The 21,618-nt window shown below is 38.4% G+C and carries 22 protein-coding genes; 2 read left to right on the plus strand and 20 right to left on the minus strand.

Annotation, left to right across the window (positions count from 1 at the left end; all coding sequences use genetic code 11):
* Positions 1 to 386: 386 nt before the first annotated feature.
* The 5 genes from R9C00_07180 to R9C00_07200 all read right to left on the minus strand — a co-directional run bounded on the left by R9C00_07180 (position 387) and on the right by R9C00_07200 (position 5,723).
* Positions 387 to 602, minus strand: a complete 216-nt coding sequence (locus R9C00_07180) for a hypothetical protein (GenBank protein WPO37227.1) — start codon at positions 600 to 602, stop codon at positions 387 to 389.
* 263 nt (positions 603 to 865) lie between these two features.
* The gene (locus R9C00_07185; GenBank protein WPO37228.1) at positions 866 to 1,744 is read right to left on the minus strand and encodes a carbohydrate kinase; all 879 of its coding nucleotides are present in this window, start codon (positions 1,742 to 1,744) and stop codon (positions 866 to 868) included.
* Between the two features lies 1 nt (position 1,745).
* The gene (locus tag R9C00_07190) at positions 1,746 to 3,236 is read right to left on the minus strand and encodes a mannitol dehydrogenase family protein (protein ID WPO37229.1); all 1,491 of its coding nucleotides are present in this window, start codon (positions 3,234 to 3,236) and stop codon (positions 1,746 to 1,748) included.
* A 14-nt stretch (positions 3,237 to 3,250) separates the two neighbouring features.
* Positions 3,251 to 4,969, minus strand: a complete 1,719-nt coding sequence (locus R9C00_07195) for a hypothetical protein (GenBank protein ID WPO37230.1) — start codon at positions 4,967 to 4,969, stop codon at positions 3,251 to 3,253.
* 25 nt (positions 4,970 to 4,994) lie between these two features.
* On the minus strand, positions 4,995 to 5,723 hold the full coding sequence (locus R9C00_07200) for a hypothetical protein (protein WPO37231.1): 729 nt from the start codon (positions 5,721 to 5,723) through the stop codon (positions 4,995 to 4,997).
* Between the two features lie 459 nt (positions 5,724 to 6,182).
* On the opposite strand from R9C00_07200, the gene R9C00_07205 reads away from it, so the two are divergent.
* The gene (locus R9C00_07205) at positions 6,183 to 6,908 is read left to right on the plus strand and encodes an NUDIX hydrolase (protein ID WPO37232.1); all 726 of its coding nucleotides are present in this window, start codon (positions 6,183 to 6,185) and stop codon (positions 6,906 to 6,908) included.
* Positions 6,909 to 6,945: 37 nt separating this feature from the next.
* On the opposite strand, the gene R9C00_07210 is transcribed toward R9C00_07205, so the two are convergent.
* From R9C00_07210 to R9C00_07275, 14 genes are all read right to left on the minus strand, one after another.
* Positions 6,946 to 7,713 (minus strand): IS5 family transposase, encoded by a 768-nt coding sequence (locus tag R9C00_07210; protein ID WPO37233.1) that lies wholly within the window; start codon positions 7,711 to 7,713, stop codon positions 6,946 to 6,948.
* Between the two features lie 296 nt (positions 7,714 to 8,009).
* The gene (locus R9C00_07215) at positions 8,010 to 8,243 is read right to left on the minus strand and encodes an SDR family NAD(P)-dependent oxidoreductase (protein ID WPO37234.1); all 234 of its coding nucleotides are present in this window, start codon (positions 8,241 to 8,243) and stop codon (positions 8,010 to 8,012) included.
* 242 nt (positions 8,244 to 8,485) lie between these two features.
* A complete protein-coding gene (locus tag R9C00_07220; protein WPO37235.1) occupies positions 8,486 to 9,169 on the minus strand; it encodes a DUF6503 family protein in 684 nt (227 codons plus the stop codon).
* Positions 9,170 to 9,442: 273 nt separating this feature from the next.
* Positions 9,443 to 10,096 (minus strand): peroxiredoxin-like family protein, encoded by a 654-nt coding sequence (locus tag R9C00_07225; protein ID WPO37236.1) that lies wholly within the window; start codon positions 10,094 to 10,096, stop codon positions 9,443 to 9,445.
* Positions 10,097 to 10,349: 253 nt separating this feature from the next.
* Positions 10,350 to 10,907, minus strand: a complete 558-nt coding sequence (locus R9C00_07230) for a carboxymuconolactone decarboxylase family protein (protein ID WPO37237.1) — start codon at positions 10,905 to 10,907, stop codon at positions 10,350 to 10,352.
* Positions 10,908 to 10,967: 60 nt separating this feature from the next.
* On the minus strand, positions 10,968 to 11,531 hold the full coding sequence (locus R9C00_07235; protein WPO37238.1) for a TetR/AcrR family transcriptional regulator: 564 nt from the start codon (positions 11,529 to 11,531) through the stop codon (positions 10,968 to 10,970).
* 202 nt (positions 11,532 to 11,733) lie between these two features.
* Positions 11,734 to 12,402, minus strand: a complete 669-nt coding sequence (locus R9C00_07240; protein ID WPO37239.1) for a peroxiredoxin-like family protein — start codon at positions 12,400 to 12,402, stop codon at positions 11,734 to 11,736.
* 12 nt (positions 12,403 to 12,414) lie between these two features.
* Positions 12,415 to 13,578, minus strand: a complete 1,164-nt coding sequence (locus R9C00_07245) for an MFS transporter (GenBank protein WPO37240.1) — start codon at positions 13,576 to 13,578, stop codon at positions 12,415 to 12,417.
* 134 nt (positions 13,579 to 13,712) lie between these two features.
* Positions 13,713 to 14,597 carry a helix-turn-helix domain-containing protein gene (locus R9C00_07250; protein ID WPO37241.1) on the minus strand — a complete coding sequence of 295 codons (885 nt, stop codon included), beginning with the start codon at positions 14,595 to 14,597 and terminating at the stop codon, positions 13,713 to 13,715.
* Between the two features lie 84 nt (positions 14,598 to 14,681).
* The gene (locus R9C00_07255) at positions 14,682 to 15,593 is read right to left on the minus strand and encodes a helix-turn-helix transcriptional regulator (protein WPO37242.1); all 912 of its coding nucleotides are present in this window, start codon (positions 15,591 to 15,593) and stop codon (positions 14,682 to 14,684) included.
* Between the two features lies 1 nt (position 15,594).
* Positions 15,595 to 16,107, minus strand: coding sequence for a hypothetical protein (locus R9C00_07260; GenBank protein WPO37243.1), 513 nt, complete (start codon positions 16,105 to 16,107; stop codon positions 15,595 to 15,597).
* A gap of 11 nt (positions 16,108 to 16,118) precedes the next feature.
* Positions 16,119 to 17,069 carry an SDR family oxidoreductase gene (locus tag R9C00_07265; protein WPO37244.1) on the minus strand — a complete coding sequence of 317 codons (951 nt, stop codon included), beginning with the start codon at positions 17,067 to 17,069 and terminating at the stop codon, positions 16,119 to 16,121.
* A gap of 463 nt (positions 17,070 to 17,532) precedes the next feature.
* Complete coding sequence (locus R9C00_07270; protein ID WPO37245.1) at positions 17,533 to 17,961, minus strand: putative quinol monooxygenase; 429 nt, start codon at positions 17,959 to 17,961, stop codon at positions 17,533 to 17,535.
* Position 17,962: 1 nt separating this feature from the next.
* A complete protein-coding gene (locus R9C00_07275) occupies positions 17,963 to 18,874 on the minus strand; it encodes an MBL fold metallo-hydrolase (GenBank protein WPO37246.1) in 912 nt (303 codons plus the stop codon).
* Positions 18,875 to 19,507: 633 nt separating this feature from the next.
* Between R9C00_07275 and R9C00_07280 the strand changes: the two genes are divergently transcribed.
* A complete protein-coding gene (locus R9C00_07280) occupies positions 19,508 to 19,897 on the plus strand; it encodes a helix-turn-helix transcriptional regulator (GenBank protein WPO37247.1) in 390 nt (129 codons plus the stop codon).
* A gap of 522 nt (positions 19,898 to 20,419) precedes the next feature.
* On the opposite strand, the gene R9C00_07285 is transcribed toward R9C00_07280, so the two are convergent.
* Positions 20,420 to 21,334 (minus strand): hypothetical protein, encoded by a 915-nt coding sequence (locus R9C00_07285; GenBank protein ID WPO37248.1) that lies wholly within the window; start codon positions 21,332 to 21,334, stop codon positions 20,420 to 20,422.
* Between the last annotated feature and the right edge of the window lie 284 nt (positions 21,335 to 21,618).

The following is a 21,618-nucleotide window of genomic DNA, read 5'->3' on the forward strand; positions in this document are numbered from 1 at the left end:
TTTGTTTTTATGTCCGCTAAAAAATCACTTGAAGACCAATGTTTTTTCTTCCTGATTTTGATTTTCGTTTATATCAGGTTGGTAGTTAGCATAGCACAGCCCCATTTCTAAAGGGGAGGGGCACCATGAAACGGCTTGGTGTAGAAAATACCCTCTTAAATCAGTTGCCTTGTCATTATCTAATTTATCAATTATCTTTTTTGATGGAACTCAGATTGCCCACTAAATCCTTTGTACATAAAAGCAGTTTCTAAATTGTATTGGTTTACGCGGTATTGTCCTGCTTCCCCGTCTTCATAATTTATCAATTCCCCACCTCCCGATTGTGAAAACCGAATGTATGGGCTTCTGTTTGTGCCCCCCCCATTCAAATCCCTTGATTTCTTCTATTTTAGAGGTAAGGGCGACAGAGGCGCCTCTACTTTACCGATGTCGGTTTGGGTGGCTGAGCCTTGGAACTTGAACAAGACTATATGGCTAAGTTGTTTTTGAGGTGTTTCCATAGTTTCTTCGGTTTGGGTGGCGATGTTTGTTTCCGCTGCTTTTTCGGCGCAGCTACTAGCCAATAATAAGGCAAAAAACAGTAAAGTGTTGATTTTCATAGGTGCTTAGTGTAAGGGTTCAATATATGCTTGATTTAATACAGATTGGCTACAATAAAAGTAGGTTATGGTAGGCTTTACAATCCGAATCTAATGAGTATTGGGAGAAAAGAAATTGTACAGTGGAAAAATCAGAAGAGAAGAAGCTTTCAGAACTTTGACTTCGTATAAAGAGGATGTAGTCGGTAGATTCATGTATGGGCGGGAATGAAGGAGGCTTCAAGAGCCTCCCATCACTTTATTAAAAAGAAATTGTATTCTTTTTATAGCATGATTTTTTCAATTTCTTCTTGGGTTACTTTGGGGTTTGCTCCATTTTTTGAAGCTACAAGGGCTCCAATGGCGCAAGCTGAGTTGATTGCCCTTTGTGGAGGTGTTTCATTTAATAGCTCGCTGATTATAGTGGCTAGAAACGAATCGCCAGCCCCTACGGTATCGGCAACCTTGACTTTATACCCTTTGTTATAGAAAAAATCGGTTCCGATGTATAGAACGGCTCCGTTTCCACCCAGCGTCACGCAAATTTGTTTTGTTTGCGTATGTTCGGCAATAAACTGTACACACTCTTCTAGTGAGCTTTTTTCTAGCCCCATCTCCTTGCAGATTTCAAATATCTCATCATCGTTGAATTTGATAAGATCGGCATGGTTCATCAGTTTCAAGAGCGTTTTTAGATTGTAGTGCGGTGGGCGCAGGTTTACATCGAATACTTTAAACCTGGCCTGGTTCAGTAGCTGGAGTAACGTTGAAAGGGTTGTTTTACTTCTTGCCGCCAAACTGCCATGGATAAAAGCATCCGATTGAGCAACTGTTTTTGCATCTTCCTCTTGGTGTTCGATGTCATCCCATGCACAAGGCATTTTTATATCGTAGGAAGCGGAGCCATTGCTATCTAGGTGTACCAATACTTCGCTAGTTCCGAATTTTTTACTTACCTGTATATGGCTCTTATTAATACCATAGGTTTTCAATTCTTCCAAAATTTCTTGACCAATGCTGTCATTACCAATGGCGCTTATTATATTGGATTCCATTCCCAGTGACTGTGCCCTAAGTGCAACATTTAAAGGGGCTCCACCTAGTTTTTTACCTGTGGGAAGCATATCCCATAATACTTCGCCAAAGCATACAATGTTTTTCATGTCACACAACCTTTTGGTTCATTTCTTTAACGCATTCTTTTACCTTGTTTTCCCTTAGCCTTTGTAGAGATGAGAGAAATGCGTCTACAAAAGCCTTGTTGTTTACTAAGTCACCAAAAACAGGCTCTATTTCCAAAAAGCGAATAGGGTCTTGGTGCGACAAGGCCGCAGTGCGAATAAGTTCATTGCTCATGGCGTCTTCAATAGTATATTTATTTCCGTTCTCATCAATGCCATCGTTATATTTGCACCACGCTGCCACAACAAATGCCGCTCTTTCAAAATTACCGCTATTTTGCAATTGAGCTTTGATAGTTGGCAGTAAGAAGATTGGTATTTTTGCTGAGCTTTCAAGGCAAATTCTAGCAATTAAATCTTTTATATAGACATTTTGGAAGCGTTCTATTAAACTGTCTTTATATTTCTCTAGGTCTAAGCCGCCAAGGTTACCTAATGTTGGGCTGGCTTCTTCGTCCATAAAAGCTCTAAGGAAATCATGGAAGTCATTATCTCGTGCAGCCTCGTCAATAGTAGTATATCCATGCAATGCGCCAAGCATACCTAGCACAGAGTGGCCGGCATTCAGCAAGCGCAATTTCATGTTTTCGTACGGTACCACATTATCGACAAACTGTACGCCTACTTTTTCCCATGCAGGTCGGCCATTGGCAAATTTGTCTTCCACTACCCATTGAATAAATGGCTCACAAACTACTGGCCATTGATCGTTTATATGAAATTCTTCTTGTAGCTTTACGATGTCTTCGGCAACAGTTACCGGTGTTATGCGGTCTACCATAGCATTGGGGAAGGTTACATTTTTTTCAATCCATGGCAATAATTCTGGCTCGGCTTTTTCAACATAGTTCATTAGTGATTTTTTAGCTATATTTCCATTGCCTTGAATATTATCGCACGATTGGATGGTACAGCCTTCTATACCTCTCTGCATGCGCAATTTCATGGCTTGTGCAAGGTAGCCAAAAACGGTTTTGGGCGACATTGGGTTTTTCATATCTTCAACAACTACAGGGTTGCTAAAGTCGAATTCGCCGGTACCTTCGTTGAGGTTATAACCACCTTCGGTAATGGTAAGCGATATAATTTTAATATCGGGGTTTGCCATTTTTTCAATTACAGCAATCGGGTTTTCGGGGGCGAAAATATATTCCACAATAGAGCCAATAACCTTGGCGCTTAACGACCCATCAAGCTCTTTTGTAATTAGGGTGTAAAGCCCATCTTGATCTTTTAGGATGTTGTAGATACGGCGGTCATAATCCAACAGCCCTACTCCGCAGATCCCGCAGTCGAGCACGCCATAACGTTCCATCAATTCGTTTGTGAAATACGCTTCATGTGAGCGGTGAAAGTTTCCTACCCCAATGTGTACGATACTTGTAGTGACTTTATTCCTGTCGTAGGAAGGGGTCTTAATGCTCGGAGGCATTGTGCTTAAGCTTTCCTGATTCAACGATATTGTTGTTTTCATCTTTTTATAATTTTTTAAGTGACTTGATTAAGGCTCTTTTTTCTGCGAAGTGCCCAGTACGCAAATGTGAAATAACCGATGGTGCAGCCAAATGCTATAGAATGGAAAAGTTCTTTATTGACGTTATATGTTTCCAAATCGGGGCTGGCAAACATAGTTCGTGCTGCCAATATGGCAATTGTCAATAAACAAACAACCGATAGGATGTTTAGCCCTTTTGAAAATGTCCGGGTGTCTTTTACTTGGACTTTTTCACTTTTGGCTTTTGTTTCTTGAAATACTACAACCTCAGCCTGTAATTGTTTTTCCTCTGCAATTTCCTGGGTATAATCTTCTTTTGCCCCACTAAAACGGGCCATAACCGTGTATAGGATAAGTGTGAAGATCCAGGTTGGGATAAAAAGATAATAAAATGACATTATATGTAGTGCGTTTAATCCAAATCCTAGTATCAGTCCTGCAATCCAGGCGATAATAGCCGGCTTGCTGGTTGCCATTTTTTTATAGTATGCCCAGTATCTTGTTAAGCCAATTTTATCGAACAAAAAGTGCTCGGCAAAAACAATAGCTCCTACGGGAACAACAATAAGCCCAGCGTAGGTAAGCATCGGAAGCATTTTGGAGAACACAAAAGGGAAGCATGCGATAATTACGGTAAATACACCTACTACAAGTGTAGTTTTTTTTCTTGAATGGTTTTTGAAGATGGCCTGAGCTGCTAGTCCTGCACGGTAAAGGTTTGCGTTTGCAGTAGTCCAGCCTGCAACAATGACTATGACGAAGCCCGATGCACCCAATGCGTAAAACGCTACATCGCCCGGATCTAGAGCAGAAACTTGTGAGTTTAGCAATACGGCTGCGCCTGCGCCCATAATACCGGCAGCAATCCATGCCAAGTAATGTCCAAACAGCATGCCGAAGCTTGAATATAAACCATAAGTTGCTTTTTTTGCGTATCGGAAAATTGCCATATCTATTAATCCTACATGGGTAATTGTATTTGCTGCCCATGCGAACCCAATAACTTCAAGCAGGCCAATACCGGCTTCACCGGAGTCGGTTGTTCCTTTCCAAATAGACATATCGCCAATTCGGACAAAATCACTAAAACTCGAAATGGAGGTTGAGCCTATTACCGAATGAGCAAGTGCAGGCAATAATGCAAAAGCTCCAGCAATAAACAACGTAAACAGCCATGGTGCGCAAATACTTGAAAAGTCGGCAACGGTATTGAAACCATAAATTGCAACAGATACAACAACGATACCTACGGCCACTACAATTAGCAAGAACCAAATATTGGTCGAGTACCAATTTAACTGTGCCGGTATGTTGAAAAGAAACCTTACGGCCGAAGAGGAAACCGTGATCATGGCTGCTGAAATAACCGTAAAAATGAGCACATTGGCCCAATTGTAAAGCTTGGTCATAGAATTACCTGCTATTTTGTTCAAATAGGTGTAGAGGCTCAGCCTTGTTTCAACCGCAATGGGTGCAGTTAGAAATGTCCAGCTTAGTACGGCCAGGATATTACCGATTAGCAGGCCCAATAAAATGTCTCGGGTACTTGCCCCAAGCGCAACAAAGGTTGCCCCAATCACAAATTCGGTTGCGGCAACATGCTCACCTGCATATAATCCTGCAAAATGTTTTCCGCCATGTAACTTATTATGTGCTATAGGCAATTGCTCCTCGTCTAGGTGGGAGAAGTCTCTTATTGGTGCATTTTTCATGAGTAAATATTTTCGAAGAATTTTATTAAAAAAGTGCTATATCAATCTGTAATGCCCCTACTTTTGTTTCTAGATTCCACATAGCAGTAGCTGCCACAGGTATTTTTTGAGAAAACAGTTTGATATCTTTGTTAAGTAATAAGCCGAAGTTGGTAAAGGCAGCATCCTCGCTGTAAAAAGTTTTATCGGTCACTAACGAAAAGGCCCCTCCGGCAAAAGCGGTAAGTTTTGTCTCTTTCTTGTGAAGTAGCTTGTGCCGAACTTCAACATACGTTGAATAAGAATCGGTAAGCGTACCATCGATACCAGTTTCGTAATCTTGGGCATTACCGAATAATATAGTCGACCAGTATAGTGTGAGCGGAATGTCGTTGGAGGGTGTGTATTCCAAAACAATATCGACAAAATTTGGTGATGTTTCTTTGTCGTAACTAAATATATCTATTGTATCTGAATTACTGTAATTATTGTGGCTGATTAGTGAAACATTGAAGCTTTTAGTGAAATTATACTTTGTGTAGTAGGAAAATTCCTTATAGCTGCCGTTGAAGCTGGCGCCTCCCCAAAGCCCAGCAATGAATTTGTCGTCGGCAGATTTATACTCGATACTCGATGCCAACATTACTCCTGGAGTAACAACAAAGCCATGCCACAAGTGCATGTTTTTTACATTTAGGTGTATATTAAAAATGTCGGTGACCGATTGGTCTTTCTGCGCTATAGCATTTCCAGAAAACCCTAATATCCCAATCATAAATAGCGCATTTATCAAAAAAGTATATTTTAAGCGTGTATTTCGTGCTATTTTTAAATAGATGTTTCTATTTCTGTTCTTGATTGTTTTATTCAGGGCTTTCATTTTCATTCTATTTTAATTAACACACAACAAGCGTTTAAATGACGTTTGTAAAACAAATATAGATAAGATAAATAATGCAAAGCAAGTTTTTTGTTAAAAAAATAATATTTACTTTATAAGTATTTGATTTTATGTTTATTATGATAGTATTTTTTTGTGAATCAGTTTGCTATAGATTGGTTTGTTTTGTATTTATGACTAAATGATTGATGTTATAAAAAGTATTTGCGTTTATATTACGTTTGTAAAATTTATGTGTAAAAATCTGAAAAATTGAGGGGAATCTTATAATGGTTTTTATATTTGCATTAATACTTATTTGTATTATTAGCGTATGTTAAACGTTTAATATTTATGGATTTTAGGAAATTCCCTAATATATCGGTTGATTGTGTGGTGTTTGGTTTGGATGCCTCTGGGATTCAGATATTGTTGACAAAACGTACCCTTCATATGTATGATGGTAAATACCCCGAGGTAGACGATTGGGTGCTTAAGGGAAATCATGTTTTTAAAAGTGAGAGGCTTGACGAAACTGCCAAGCGTATTTTTAAAAGCCTCACTGGACTCGAGGATATGTACATGAAGCAATTTCGGACTTTTGGGAATCCGGAGCGGATAAAAAGTGATAAAGATCTGCTTTGGGTGAAAAGTAGGGGTGGCGATCCAAGAACAATGTCGGTGGCATATTATTTTATTTTACCGACCAACAAAGTACAGCTTAGGAGCGACAACGCAAAGTGGTTTCCGCTTAATAAGCTTCCTCATTTAGGCTTCGACCACCTCGAAATTATCAACCAGGCCCTTGCCGATATACGGAGTAGGATTATGGCAGAACCTCTCATTTTTGAGTTCTTGCACGATAAATTTACGCTGAACGAACTACAGCATGCTTACGAATCGGTCTTAGATATTGAAATTGATAACCGTAACTTTAGGAAAAAGGCATTAAGCAAAAATTATATTGTACCGTTAGACGAAAAAAAGGTGGGGGCATCAAAAAAACCGGCGAAACTTTACATGTTCAGTAGAGATATTTATAACAAGATTAGTAGCAAACATAATCTTGTTAGTTTGTAAAAATGATTTTTGATAAGAGCATGTTTAAAAATTTAATTCATGTTTTCTTTTGAGCCTGTTGAGTATTATTTGGCAGTTTTGCCATAGCACCCAAGCTTTTTGTGGTCTTTTCATAGTCCTTGGACAGCCTCCTGAAGAAATTGAGCGTCCCGAAAGTCCTTTCCGTGACCCACCTCCACTTGATGGGCACGAAGCCCTTGGCGGTCGGTGGGCAAGAGGAAATCTCGACCCCCACACCCCTGATATTTTCCTCCACCCAGCCCATGAAGCCTTCTTTGTAGGCATGGTCGGCCAGTATCTTCTTAATCCTATCCAGGTAGCCCAGCAAGGGGTCGGCCACCCGTTGCCCTGCCGCCCCATCAGGCTCGTTGGCCGGGCCGGCGAGCACGCCCCATACCAACCCCAACGTGTCGGTGACCACGTGCCTTTTCCTGCCGTCCACCTTCTTGTTGCCGTCTATGCCGGTGTCCTGGCCTATGAAAGGCGCACACCTTACCGACTGGCTGTCAATGGATAGCATACTGGGGGTCTCCTTTTTGTTTTCCCCCACTCTCCATTTCTTGTTCAACTGGGCGTTGATACGCTCCAAGGTGTTGTCCTGTTTCCATCTGCGGAAATAATAATAGACACTCTGCCATGGGGGGTATCCACCGGAGAGGTTCCGCCATTGCATCCCCGTGCGCAAGATATAAAATATGCCATCCACCACGTCGCGCAAATCATATTTACGCTTTCTTTGCACAGGTAGGTATTCTTTGATATATTCCCATTGCTGGGCAGTCAATCGGCTTTGGTCGGTTTCCATAAACTTTGTTGTTTGGTCACTACAAAGTTTTGGGCTGCCCAGCTTTTTTCAAAATTTAAACATGCTCTAATTGGACAAAACTCCGTGGTATTTGTAGCGAAATAATACTTCTGGTTTCTGTGAGGATTAATGTCGCTTTTCTCAGGTAGGTAACATAAAACCCTAGTAGTTGGCAGCTACTAGGGTTTTATGTGTTTTTTAGTATTCAATAGAGTTTAAGCGAGGAGCTACATATTGTAGACTCCGCCATTGATGTCGAGTAGTAGCCCCAGTAATAAAGCCGTCGTTTTCGGAGGCTAGGTAAACAACTGCTCGCGCGCTACGTCAGCTGCATTACCTGCTCGTTGGATGGGGATGCTGGCTGTTGTTGCTGCCGCTCGCGTTACAAACATCATAGATGTGAGATTGATGTCCATTACCTTATGCCAAAATTCAGTCTCCATTTCATCCAGTATTGTACGTGCTACAAGCGAATCTGCGTTGTTGATCAGTATGTCTAGACAACCCAATGCTTCTATCGTTTTTTTCAACCATTGCGTTCGTATCGGCTTCTTTTGTTAAATCACCACTAATTGGCTTCGTTATCAATAAAATATCTGGTGATTGATTCGCCAATTTCTTGAGCACCAGCGGTAATTAGTACGTTTTTCTTATTGATTTATCAGTGTTTTTTATGTTATTCTTATATCCTCTAAAGCAAAAAAGCAGTTAAGAATCAAGTGTTTAGTTTAGCTCTTAACTGCTTTTTATATATATATGTTGCTGAATCTGGTTATTTTGAGAATTCTTCTTTTTTTAGATTGTTATCAAATTTAATATCAGACCAATCAACGAGGATCCAAGGCGCATCAGTTACTTCAGCATCCCAAGTAGATTTTTTGTATTTACGTTTACTAGGTATTAAAAAACCATCTATTTCTTCATGTTCCATTTGCATGAGTAGCGGTTCTTCTATAATACCAAAATCGGCTACAGTAAACAAAAATTGATCTACTATTCCTGTTTCTTTATTGATATAAAGCTGATAAATGTCGGTGGGTTTATCATTTTGAGATTCAAAAGAAACCTTTACAATATCAAAGCTTTTGTTATCCAATTCTTTCTCACCCAAATATTCATACCTCAAACCTGGATCTAACAATTTTTGAAACATGGCAAACCAATAAAAATTGGTAGGTCTGCTGAACATGACTCTTTTTAGTGCTGTTGTGTCATTAACTAACTTTCCATTTGCCTTTAGCCAATATTCCTTACCGTCATACCCTTGTTCCATTGTACCTTCTAGCTGAGGTAAAGTACGCTGGTGTTGCTTGTATTCTCCATAAGATAATTCTCCATCAAAAATGTATTTCTCTGTAGAAATGTCCGCCTTGCCATCTGGTGTGGTATAGGTGTAGGTGTACGCCACATCCTTTTTAGACCTTAGTTTTTGATAATCACCTACTTTTTTTACCATATTATACACCAGTTCATGCCCTTTGTTTAGAAAATTGAAAGTGGTTTCTTCTTGGGCAATTACCACCTCTTCAACTTCCTTTTTTGAAGTGTTGGTACAGCTAACAATGGTTAAAAAGCTTAATACTATTGTGAGTGTTTTTATGTTCATTTTGTAATTTTATTTAGTAGCTATTTTGAAATATATTGTGCATGCCTATCACAAACTTATTTAAGTTTTGGATGTATCACCACTTCGTGAAAGAAATGGTTAATCCCAAAAGAAATTCTTCTTTTAGGGTTTTTCATTTTGGTTTTTAATAACTTCTAAAATAGTCTCTGGCTCTAGGCGCTCGGTATAATCTTCTGGGACAAAACTGTAAATAACTTCTCGGTCTTTATTTACAATGTAAGTTGCGGGCATTGGCAATTCAAAATCGTTGTTTCCATTGTGTTTATCCACCTCGATACCAAAATCTTTGTAAACACCTTGTAAGTCTTCTGGTAGTTGAAAGACCAATCCTAGTGACTTTGCATACGTATTATCAATGTCGCTTAATACTGCAAACGTTAATTCGTTTTTTTCTAAAGTAGTGAGTGAATTGTCTGGCGTTTCTGGTGTAATAGCAATTAATTCGCTATTTAGTGCTGTTAATTCGGGAAGAATATTCTGCAAAGCTTTTAACTCCATATTGCAATAGGGACACCAGCCGCCTCTATAGAATGATATTACTAAAAATTGGGATTTAAAATGCTCCAACGAAACATCGTTACCTTCAATATATTTTAAGGTAAAAGGTGGCAGTATTTGTCCAGTTTTCAGTGCTTTTTCACTCAAGTGTTGAGACTTAAGATCCGCTGTGCTTTTTAGCATTATCGAACGTTTTGCCTCCGGAATTACCTTTGCGCTGTTGTTTCTTCTTTCTGATAATTGATCTGTAAGACTCATTGCTTCTATGTTATTTAATAAACTATATCACGGTTAGTGGCATTAATGGCATTTTCAAAGATCAATAATGCGCATAGTTTAGGTTAAAGCCGAATAGGTCAGAGGTATTCAATGGGCTAAAGCCTGTGCTAGTGAAAAAGATCAGCAGGTATGGCTTTTGGCTCCGTTTGAAATAAAAAAGACATTGGCTTTTAACCTCAGAAGTCTATACAAATTAAACCGTGATATAGTCTACTGTTAGGGCTATTGGGTTTTATACTGTTTGTAGTTCCCAAGCGAATTTTTGGAATGCTTCGTCTACGGGAGTGTTGGCTATATGGTTGGTGTAATTACTGATCACTTTCTGTGATAAACCTAAGATAACCTCCAAGACTTGTTGCTCTCCATAACCTGCTGCATAGAATGTATCTAAATCTTCTTGTGTCACGTGCCCACGATTACGTACCACCTTTAAAGTGAACTCATGTAAGGCTTGCAATTTATCAGTTGGCATAGATGCCCTATTTCTCAATGCCTCTGTTAATTCGGGACTAACTTTCATCATATGGGCAATTCCGGTATGAGCAGGCACACAGTAATGGCATTCGTGTTCTACATTAATGGTTTGCCAAACTACGGTAAGTTCTTCTTCGTTAAATGACGTATCTTGGAATAAGCCATGTAATGTTTTGTAGGCTTCTAATACTTGTGGTGAAGAAGCTAAAACTCCATGCAAGCCTGGCAGCATTCCAAATGCTTTTACCGATTGGTCCAATGATTCTTTGCTTCCTTCTGGAGCTGATTCTATTGTGTGAACTTTTAATGTTGTCATTCTTTTAAAGTTTATTGTTAAATATCTAAACAATCGTTTAGATATAGGTTAAAAAAAGGTTTATAGATTTTTAAATGTCATTTCAATATAGTCTTCTATTTCTTCTGTAGTATTCACTTTGGACGCTGCAGCCAAGCCGTGCTTTGCCAATAGTAAGAAGTTAGCCTGCTTCAAAACAGTCTCTTCATCTTTATTGGCATCCATTTTTAATTTTTCAATGAACAACTCTTTCAGACTGTTCATAAAGGAATTCATTTCTTTATTTATAAGTTCATCTTCTCCTTCTGAGAACTCATAGTAAGTATTTGTAACGAGACACCCTTTTTCATTTCCATTTTCATTACAAATTCTAACTGAATTATAGAAAAAGGTTTTTATGTCTTCTATGCCGTTGTTTGAATTTTTAAATTCTTCGAAAATAGAGTTTACCTTTCTTTTGTAGCTTTTTAAACTTTCGAGAAATAAGCCATGCTTGTTTCCAAAACTAGAATATATAGAAAACTTGTTAATGCTCATTTCTTTTTCAAGCATTTGCATAGAAGTAGCTTTATAACCATTTCGCCAAAATAGGTTCATAGCTTTTTCTACTACTGCGTCTTCATTATATTGTTTTTTTCTAGCCATTGTTTCAAATTATTGATACAAAACTAAACAATCGGTTAGAAATATAAAACTTTTTAACTCTTTTTATGAGAATTAAGTGTAATTAGTTGGGTGTGAGAAGGGGGGTGTGTTTTATAACAGACTGACTTAAAGGTGGTTTATCTGTTTTTAAACCCTATTGAAATATATTAAGTACCATTTGTATTGTTTTAAAGGTTATCAGTTATTTTGTTTGAAGTGTTTTTAGCACTTCTACTATTTCGGAAATATTGGCTCTGTTGCGGTAATCTGCATCTAAAAAAGCATATTTAACTATACCATTTTTGTCTATGACATAGGTAGCGGTAATAGGTAATTCACTACTGTCATCTCCATTGTAATTGTGTAAGCCAAGGCCGTTTTTATAAGCTTCTGCCAAAGCATCTGTTAGCTTGTAAACTAAGCCGTATTTTTTTGCCACTTTGTTCCCAACATCACTCAATACCTGAAATTCTAAGTGGTGTTTTTCTTTGGTAGAAAGCGATTTGTCAGGTAGTTCTGGTGTTAAAGCCAATAGGCTAGCTCCATGCTTTTTAAATTCGGGTAAACTGTTCTGTAAAAACTGCAAGGTTATGTTGCAGTATGGACACCAACCACCTCTGTACCAAGTGAGTATTACAGGCTCTTCTTTTAAATTGGTTTCTAAATTGGTACAATTGCCTAAAGCATTTTTTAGCGTAAAATCTATAGCCTTATCACCCAGATTAATAGCATTTTCCTCAAAATGTGTGTTGATGATAGCTTCTATATTTTCGGTAGCCATTGCTTTTTGATCACTGGATGCATCGGTTTCCCACGCTTCTTTTTTAGCTTTTAATACATCCTGCAGACTGTTTCGTTCTATGGTATTCATCTTATTGTATGTTTAAATATTTGTCTTTAATAATGGAGATTTTTTGAACCCGTATTTTGGTTTCTTCAGAATGTGATATGTTAGTGCGATTGCTACTAGAGTAAAGCCAAACGTGGTAAGTCCTAACCAGCCATATTGACTAATAACCGAAACACCTAAGGCAGAGCCTAATGACGCTCCAATATAGTAGAACAGCATATACACAGCGTTGGCTCTACTTTGTGCATTGGTGTCTACAGAAAACACACGCACCTGATTGGGGATTTGTGAGCCGAAAACACCTAAATCTAATAGTACAATACCTATGCAAAGTGCTATGATCGAGTTTTGCCCAATGGCCATTACCACAAAGCTTATTAATACCACGGTAATAGAAACTATCATTACTTTTCTAGAGCCTATTTTATCTACCCATTTTCCAGCTATTTTAGCCCCAAATATTCCAGCTGCGCCTACAAAACCCAATAATCCAACTTGCTGCACGGAATATGAAAAAGGCTTGTCCATAAGGTGAATGGCAATGGTTGCCCACATCGCATTGAAAGCAGCGAACCACAATGCGCCTACAAAAGCAGCGTCACGCAATAAGGGTTTTGTTTTTACCAATGTGAACATAGAGCCCAATAGTTTTGGGTAGCTTAACCTTACAGTTGGTTTATTGGCAGGTAAAACCATATGCAAGACCACGCCGATGACAGCAGCTATAATTGCTGCTCCCAGAAATACGGTTCGCCATCCAAAATGTTCTGCTATAAATCCACTTACTGTTCTTGAGAGTAAAATTCCAGTGGTTAGCCCTGTCATTAAAGTGGCTACTACCTTGCCTTTGTTTTTGGGTGTGGTTAAGGATATACCCAGCGGTAATAGTTGTTGGGTAATATTGGCTCCTAGCCCCACCACAAAGGTGGCAGTTATTAGCACGCCAAAGTTTGGAGCCCAATACACCCCTAGCAATGCAAGGGTTAGTGTTATGGACAAGTTTCTTATAACTAGTTTTCTATTCATCACATCGCCTAAAGGCGATATAAAAAAGATAGCCATGGCATACCCAATTTGTGATGCAGATGGTATAAAACCCAACATACTCTCTTGTAGTACTAAAGATCTGCCAATAGAGGGGATTAAAGGTTGGTTGTAGTATAAATTGGCTGCTGTTGCGGCTATGGCAGTAGCCATAATGAATAGGAGTTTTTTGCTTAAAGGTTTATGTTGTATAGTGTCCATTGTGTGTCTCTAAATTTGTTATAGTACAAAGGTAGAGCAGGACACAAAGCTGTGTAAGGTTAGTATTTTAGGGAAAATGATACTTTTTAAGGTGGTTTTCTGTAAGCGGCAGGAGTTATACCTTCATTATTCTTAAAAAACTTGATGAAGTTGGTAGGCTCATCAAAACCCATATTATAGGCAATTTCAGCAACAGAATCGGTGGTTTGTACTAATAAAGCTTTGGCACGTAGCGTCATATAATTAGACAAAACTTTTTTTGCCGTTAGGCCAGTGGCTTTTTTTACACATTCTGATAAATAAATAGGGGTTACATGCATAGCATCGGCATATTCGGCAATGCTTCTGTATTTAGCAGTTTCTTTAAGGATTAACTCTTCAAAATTTGCGGTGATTTCTTGGTAGCGTTTTAGTTTGACCATACCAACAGCATTGCCAACAATTCGCTTTGTTTGAAGTAATAGTACCACAAGATAAGAGCGTACCAGTTCTACCGTATGGGTATCGTCCTTATAAGATTCTTCATAAATGGTATCAAATAGTTTTTTTATCAAAGGTAAATCTGTTGTAGTTAATTTGTAAGAAGGATTAGAATTCAGCTTAAAATAAGGAAACTCGTGTTGTATTTCATATTGATGTTTTTTTGGGACAAAAAACTGTGCATCAAAAAGTAAAGAATAGCCATTGACCCCTGGCTTGCCCTCAAAAGGTGTTACAGAAAACAATTGCAAAGGAGAATTAAAAGCAATAGAGTTGGTTAAGTCTTCAATTTTAGTTGTGCCTATTTGTCTTTCAGATAAATTATCGGCATAAAAATCTATCGTAAAAAAGGTTTTTAAATGTGGGTTTAGCGCATCTTTTGCAATGTCTGAAGTTTCATGAAACTTAAAGATATGGAAATTAGGGTCTATAGGCTTTTTCTTTACATTAAGATCAACTAGTAATTCCTTAATATCTTGGTAGGTTTTCATTGATGTTTTAGTGGCTGTTTCAAATTACCTACAACACTCTGGCTTCGATTCCTGCTCCACATCGGAGTATTTCAATAGGTTAGGTTAATTCAATTTATACTTTTCTCTGTATTCCGTAGGGCTGATGCCTTCTTTCTTTTTGAATAATCTTGAAAAATAGGGCGGATATTCAAAGCCCAAATCATAGGCTACTTCAGCGATCGTTTTATTGGGGTTCAACAGAATATTTTTGGCCTCGTCAATTAGGTACAATTGCAGATGTTCGGTTGAGGTTTTCCCTGTTTCTTTTTTAAGTGTGTCGCTTAGGTAGCGCTGCGAAACCGATAGTTTGTCCGCAATTTTCTCAATGCTTGGAATGCCTTTTTCCTGTAATTGTCCTGAATCAAAATACGCTGATAATTGCTGGTTAAACTTCTCCAATAAGCTATTGGAGAGTTCTTTTCTATTCAAGAACTGTCTTTCATAGAACCGGTTGGCATATTTTAAAAGTGTGCTGAGTTGCGAAACGATGATATCTTTGCTGAACTTATCTTGGTTATTCTGGTATTCGATGTCAATATTCTCCACAATCGATTCAATCTGCTTTTCTTCTTTGGGGGAAAGATGAAGGGCTTCATTGGCCGAATACGAAAAGAAACCAAATTTCTTAATCTGGTGAGCTAATTCTGTCCCTTTCAGAAAGTCTTCGTGAAAGTTAATTGAAAAGCCTTTTTGGTCGTATACCATGCTGTGATCCCATTGCAGCACTTGCCTTGGGGCTATGAAAATCAGTGCCCCATTGGTAAAGTCATAGTGTGTTCGTCCGTAGTTTACCTCGCCCTTCACAATCTTCTTCAAACTAATGGAATAGCAATCGTTGGTAATGGGCGGTGAGCTTTCTTTTGGGCAAGGCAAGAAACCATCGGCTGTAGCAGAAAACACACTCAACATAGGATGCTCTGGGCGCGGAAGCTCCAGGTAATCTAAATAAGCAGATAGTGTTTTGAAATGTTGCATATTACTTTTTCAATTCTTTTTCTACGGATATCAATTGCTCATTATAAGCTTCAATTCTGGCGCGGGCTGTACCGTCAATTAACAAAATAACTGTCATCATTGCAATAGTTGTGATCATGCTTGCCCGCCAAATAGGCGTGTTGATGAATATAATACCGAGGGCACAGGCAGCGATAATTAGCGGGATTGCTTTAAAAACAATGGTTTTATATTCGTTTATAGTACTTTCGGCACGTGCAAGTTCTGATGCTACAAAAGCTGGGGCATCCGTATTGTAGGCAGTTTCAAATTGTGTAATTCTCGATTTGTTGGTAAAGAATAACCCAAGCCCAATAATTACCAGTAAAGAGCCTGCCACCAAGGTGGGGATGATGTAGGCTCTTGCCATGTCGGTTTTTCCCAATTGCCAAAATCCTAAGCTTGCCGCCATAAACACCACTCCAAAAAGAATGAAAAAAGGAGTTGAAAAAAGCTCGGCTTTCGCCCAATCTGTTGCTGATTTTAATATATCCATTGCTAACTTTTTTATATGTTCCACTTAATACCTGTTTCTTTTTCTGACAGATCCCAGAGTTTTTTGGATACTGCTTTGTCTTTAGCGTGCGGCTTTAATTCATGCGCCCCAACAGGCCCTACCCAATTGCTACGCCCAGTTGGACCATAAAATTCGGTTTGGTCTAAATCAGGCTCGGTAGCACACATTAACTCAGGATATGCGCCATTTTCGGCAGGCTGTGTTAATGGCGACAATTTCATCATACCAAAAATCAATTTCATCATAAAGCTACCACTAGTACTGATGAGGTTTGTTCGTGACGAACCTGGATGGCAGGCATAGGCTTTCACATCTGTCTTTCCTGCTTCTTTCAGTCGGTCTTGTAGTTCGTAGATTGACATGATTTGCGCCAACTTACTTTGGCTGTAAGCATCGTTTGGCGTGTAGTCTTTATCCCAATTCAAATCGTCGAACTTGATGGTTTTAATTCCCATATCATATCCCATACTTCCTACTGTTACAATTCGCCCCTTAGATTTTTCAATGAGTGGGAACAATAAAGCTTGAAGTGTAAAATTCCCATAGTAATTCGTTCCCATTTGACTTTCCCAACCGTCAACAGTTAGTGTTTGTTTTGGCACTTGAGCAATAGCAGCGTTACACATCAATGCATCGATTTGAGAAACTGTCTTTAGCACCTCCTCTGCAGCTTTTTTCACAGAAGCTTGTTCCGCTAAGTCCATACGTATGCTGGATACATCTATATCATTACCAAGCTCTTGTTTTAAGGTTGCGATGGTGTCCTCCGATTTTTTCGAGTTACGGTTGAGCATCACCACTTTTGCTCCTTTAGATAGCAATATGCGCGCTGCTTCAAATCCCGTACCGCTGGTAGTACCTGTTATGGCGTATGTTTTGCCTTTTAGATTCCCTATTCTTTCCGGAGTCCAACCTTTTTTGCCAAATTGATGTGTGTTCATCTTTGCTTATTTTTTGTTGTTTAAAGAATAAAACAAAGATCGTTATAAGGCTCATTCAAAGCCTTATACACATTTTCGTATCATGTATACTTTTTGGTTTTTTATCACACTTAACATTCGCATATCACTACAATTCTTGTTTGGGCGGGTATCCACACCACCATTTCAAGTACTGTTGTTCCTGTTCCATAGCGTTAGTTATTTTCCCCGCTCTTCGGCATTTAAAATTCTGAAGCCTTATCGTAGGGTTTGCAACCCGTGTTTATTCAAGTTGCAATAAGGCAGAAAGTCGGAATACAATTCCTATGATAGGTTAGTTCGAGGTTGCAATGAGCATTATGACCCTTGTTTTGGACAACAGGAACAAGTAAAGCCCTCTTCTCGCTAGGATAAAGACATTGAAAAAATTATATTTTTAAGCTTGGTTTTTCAGACAGTACCTCGATTAGCGGCTGGCTTTTTTCTATTTTGATAATTTTTCAAAAATTTTAGGCATTGTTTCTTTATCTAAAGCTTCCATATCAACCAAATTCAAGGATTTTACCATTTTGAAAGTAGACGTCTTATAATGCTTGAAATGAGGTGTCTGCAAATGCAATTCGTATGCTTCCTTGTCTTTATAGATTTCTAAAATTTTGATTTTATTCGGATTTTCTTTTATGTACATTGGATAAATAGAAATCACTCCTGCTTCTAATCTAACCGAAGCCTCAGCTTCTTCTTTTAGAATTATTAGATATTCATTAAGATGTTCAGGGTATATTTCTAATTCTGCAATTCTTATCATCATTTCATTAGCAATAAAGACATTCTGGTTTTGTTCTTTTTGTCCGCAAGCACTAACTACCAAAATCAAGACAAAAATCTGATATTTTAATTTTTGTAGTTTCATATCAATTTACTTTCTCCAATCTTTTTAGGGTAAATGGTTCTCCTGGTGCTAAAAGAACAATCCTTTCTGGGTTGTCCACAAAATCATTCAATTTTTCAGGGTCTCCATTAAATGGTGGAAAATCTGGTGCATCTACTGAACCCCAATGATGTAATAAAAGGGGAGTATTTGGATAAGCGTTTGCTAATTTTACAGCTCCCTCTAATGTGAAATGCCATTCACTATCCGAAAAATCAAAAAGGATTGCATCAGGAGTTGGCATTTTTAAATGTTCTGGCATCAGTCTTGAATCTCCCGTATCCCAAATATTTCCATCAGGCGTTTCAATCCAAAATCCTGTGCAATCTTCTTGTTTCCAATATCGACCTTCGTTCATTTCAGTAAGAGCGTTTTGCCACGCATGGTCGGCAGGAGTTAATGAAACTTTTATTTCACCGAGTTTGAATGACTCTCCAATACTGTGTCCAAAGGACGACAATCCTTGATTCTTCATTAATGAATCAACATAAACAGTTGAATGAAATTCTTTTGTTACAGCTTTCAAATCGGCACAAGTTGGCCTGCTATAATGGTCATTATCACTATGGGTAATTAAAATGGCATCCAAACTTGGAACTTTTTTGGCATCAATCGGAAAGTCAATCATTACTGGCATATCGAATCCTCCAAGTAATGGGTCTATCATAAAAGTTGTACCTCGACTATTGACTAAAAAACCTGCCATTCCCAACCACCTTAAAGTTGTTTGGTCTGATTCTTCAAATGCCTCCTTTCCAAAAAAATGAGTCGGGGGTGCTTTTGCTTGATATTTTTTCTCAGTTTTGGTTTCTTTTTTATCACTATTTTCTTTCTTCTCCGATTGGCACCCAACTGCCATTATTAGGATTCCAAGAATTAAAAGTATTTTATTCATATTTTCTTTTTTCTGCTTGCCGCTAACGTTTGAATAACAGGACAATTCCTGTTATTTCCCTTATGGGATGATTTGCTCCTTTTATCTATTTCCAAGAAGAAACACTCTATAAACATACAAAAAAACTTTGTTTGAAGGGATGTATGGAGAAGATATTATATATTCCTGTTCACCCTTCTAACCTCACTCAGCCTCTCCCAACTACCCCTTTCCACCCAATTTTTCAAAAACTTTGTAGAATGAAGAGTAATATGTCTTATTTGAAAAGTAAATATGCTATAAAGGATAGTAAGTATATTATAAAAGATAAATGTTATTCTATAAAAGGTAAAGGTGGTTGAATAAGAGATAAGCATTATCTGATAAAAGATAAGAGACATTATATAAATAATAGTTGAGACCTATAAGGGAAGAGTTGTATGCTTCAAATAAAGAGATTTTACTTCTTTTAGAAGAAGTGTTAGTTATCCTTCTAAGGTAATTATACCTTTTGTTAAAGGTACTAGTATATAAATAAGAATTTTATAGGAGATAGTTAAAGGAGTTGGCTAACTATAACTATTGTTTATATTTGAAGAAATAGTTATATTGTATGTTACTTGCAGTATTCACCTTCAAACTCTCCTTACTGTTATGATGTACTACAATTTTAAGCGGGTATTTAAGGCGAGAGGGATTGAACGTCCTTTCTCTTTTCTCCAAAAAGCTGGGTTCTCGGATAATTTTGCCTCAAAATGCAACCGTAACTTAATCAGGCGGTTGGAGCTGCGGGAACTGGAGAAGCTATGCTACTTGCTACGCTGCACTCCCAATGACCTGATCGTATGGGAGCCCGATGATGCATCGCCCTTGGATAAGAACCATCCGCTCATGGAGATCAAAAAGCCTGAAAAGACCGTGGACATGACCAAAGCCCTCAACTCAGTCCCCCTTCACCAGCTCGCAGAGATAGAGCAGATGATCCTCGATAAGATAAAGTCGAATGCGGGGAAGAAGCAGGAGGATAAGGACTTGGATGAGTAGTACGTATTCCTTACTTTTTAGGCATCCCGATGAAAATCAGAACCTCCAGCTAGGTTGCAAAAGGGCTGCCCTCAAAAGGATAGGCAGGAGATTCCGCATCTACGTGCGGAATGACTCCTTGTTTTTTCTTATATAACCCCAACCCCCGCTCTTCGGCACTTGCAATTTCGAAGCCTCATCGTAGGGTTTGCAGCCCGTGTTTATTCAAGTTGCAATAAGGCAGAGGTTGCACCTCGAACAGCGGGGGAAGTAGGGGAAGGCTGTTATATGGTTTTGACTTATCGAAGCTGTTCATGACGAGAGTAAATTTTACACTTAAGATTTAATCAAAGGTAAAAACACCAATTATTTACTCTCGTTCTTGGCATGGGGCACGACGCCTGCCTATCAGCCGTGGCATTGACGTCTAATTTGTTTCGGGTACAATGTAGGAAAATCGAAGATTTTCCGGTGCGAGTAGAATGTAGAACTGCTCGAACTAGCAGAGTCTGGCATGGCTCGATTAGGCTAAGTTAGCATCTTTTATTCAATTTCTTCAAGTAATAATTGACCTCCTTCTTTTCTAATTACTTCAAAAAGTCCGATTTTATTTTGACTTAAATCAACCCAGTCAGTGTTGAAATAGTGACTAAATGATATGTTCGTTTTAATTATTGATACGCTAAATGCATCTTCCATGTAAGGCACATGAAAAAGACCATTGTAATTAACATTTGAAGGCTGTTCGTTTGATTGAATTACTTTGTTAATGTTGCTGACCGACATCTTGCTTTCCGCAAATGACCCATCATATAGCTTGAATTTTGCACCTTGAAGAAGACTTAGTATACATACCATTAGATCATTTTGCCGCTCATTTATCGATGGAGTAAATTCATCTTCAATTCCATTTGATTGCAATATTGAACTGAAACTATTTACTAACTCTAAAATTAAATCGCTTTGAGAAAATACACCTGATGGAATTACAATTCTCATAACCAATTGAATGATGTCTATGATTTTTGATCGATTTCTGGGGCGAGATAGAACTCCTTTTTTTGAATAGCTTTTGTCAATTATTTCAATAGCCTTTATCTTGGAGAACGCTGTTGCTTCGAAATATTTATCGGGCGTTTTCTCTATTACGTTTTTGAGTATTCTTTTCTCATCTGGATTAATCGGATTCATATTAAATTGAGGTGGAGAGAATGGAGATATCTTCGCATACTTGAGTTGCATGAATAGAACATCTAATTCCTGAAGGCAAATTCCCTGATCTCTTAGTGTGGGGTGGGCAACAAAGTGACATATTTCTTTCAATAGACTTTCTTGGGTGAGCCCACAGTCTCTAATTTCAATAAGCAAGTTTTTAACCGTGCCCTCATCAAATTCATTCTTCTGAATAGATTTCAGGTTTTTAACTATTGAAGATATTAACTTCGGGTTGAGTTGCATAGTTATTGGTTGATGCTAACATTTGTATAACAGGACAATTCCTGCTCCACAGCGGCTGTTATTTTTCTAATGGGCTGAACGTTCTTTTCCTGTTTTAAGAAGAAGCTCAACACGGTATAAATGTACGAAAAACTTTGTTTGAAGGGATGTGTAGAGAAGATGTTTTTTATACCCCTGTTCACCCTTCCAACTCTCATTAACCCGCTCTTCGGCAATTGAAATTCCGAAGCCTCGAAGAGGCGACATGTTTATAGCCACATAATAGCTTAGGGTACAGCCCTGAA

It is taken from the genome of Flammeovirgaceae bacterium SG7u.111, assembly GCA_034044135.1.
GTDB lineage: Bacteria > Bacteroidota > Bacteroidia > Cytophagales > Flammeovirgaceae.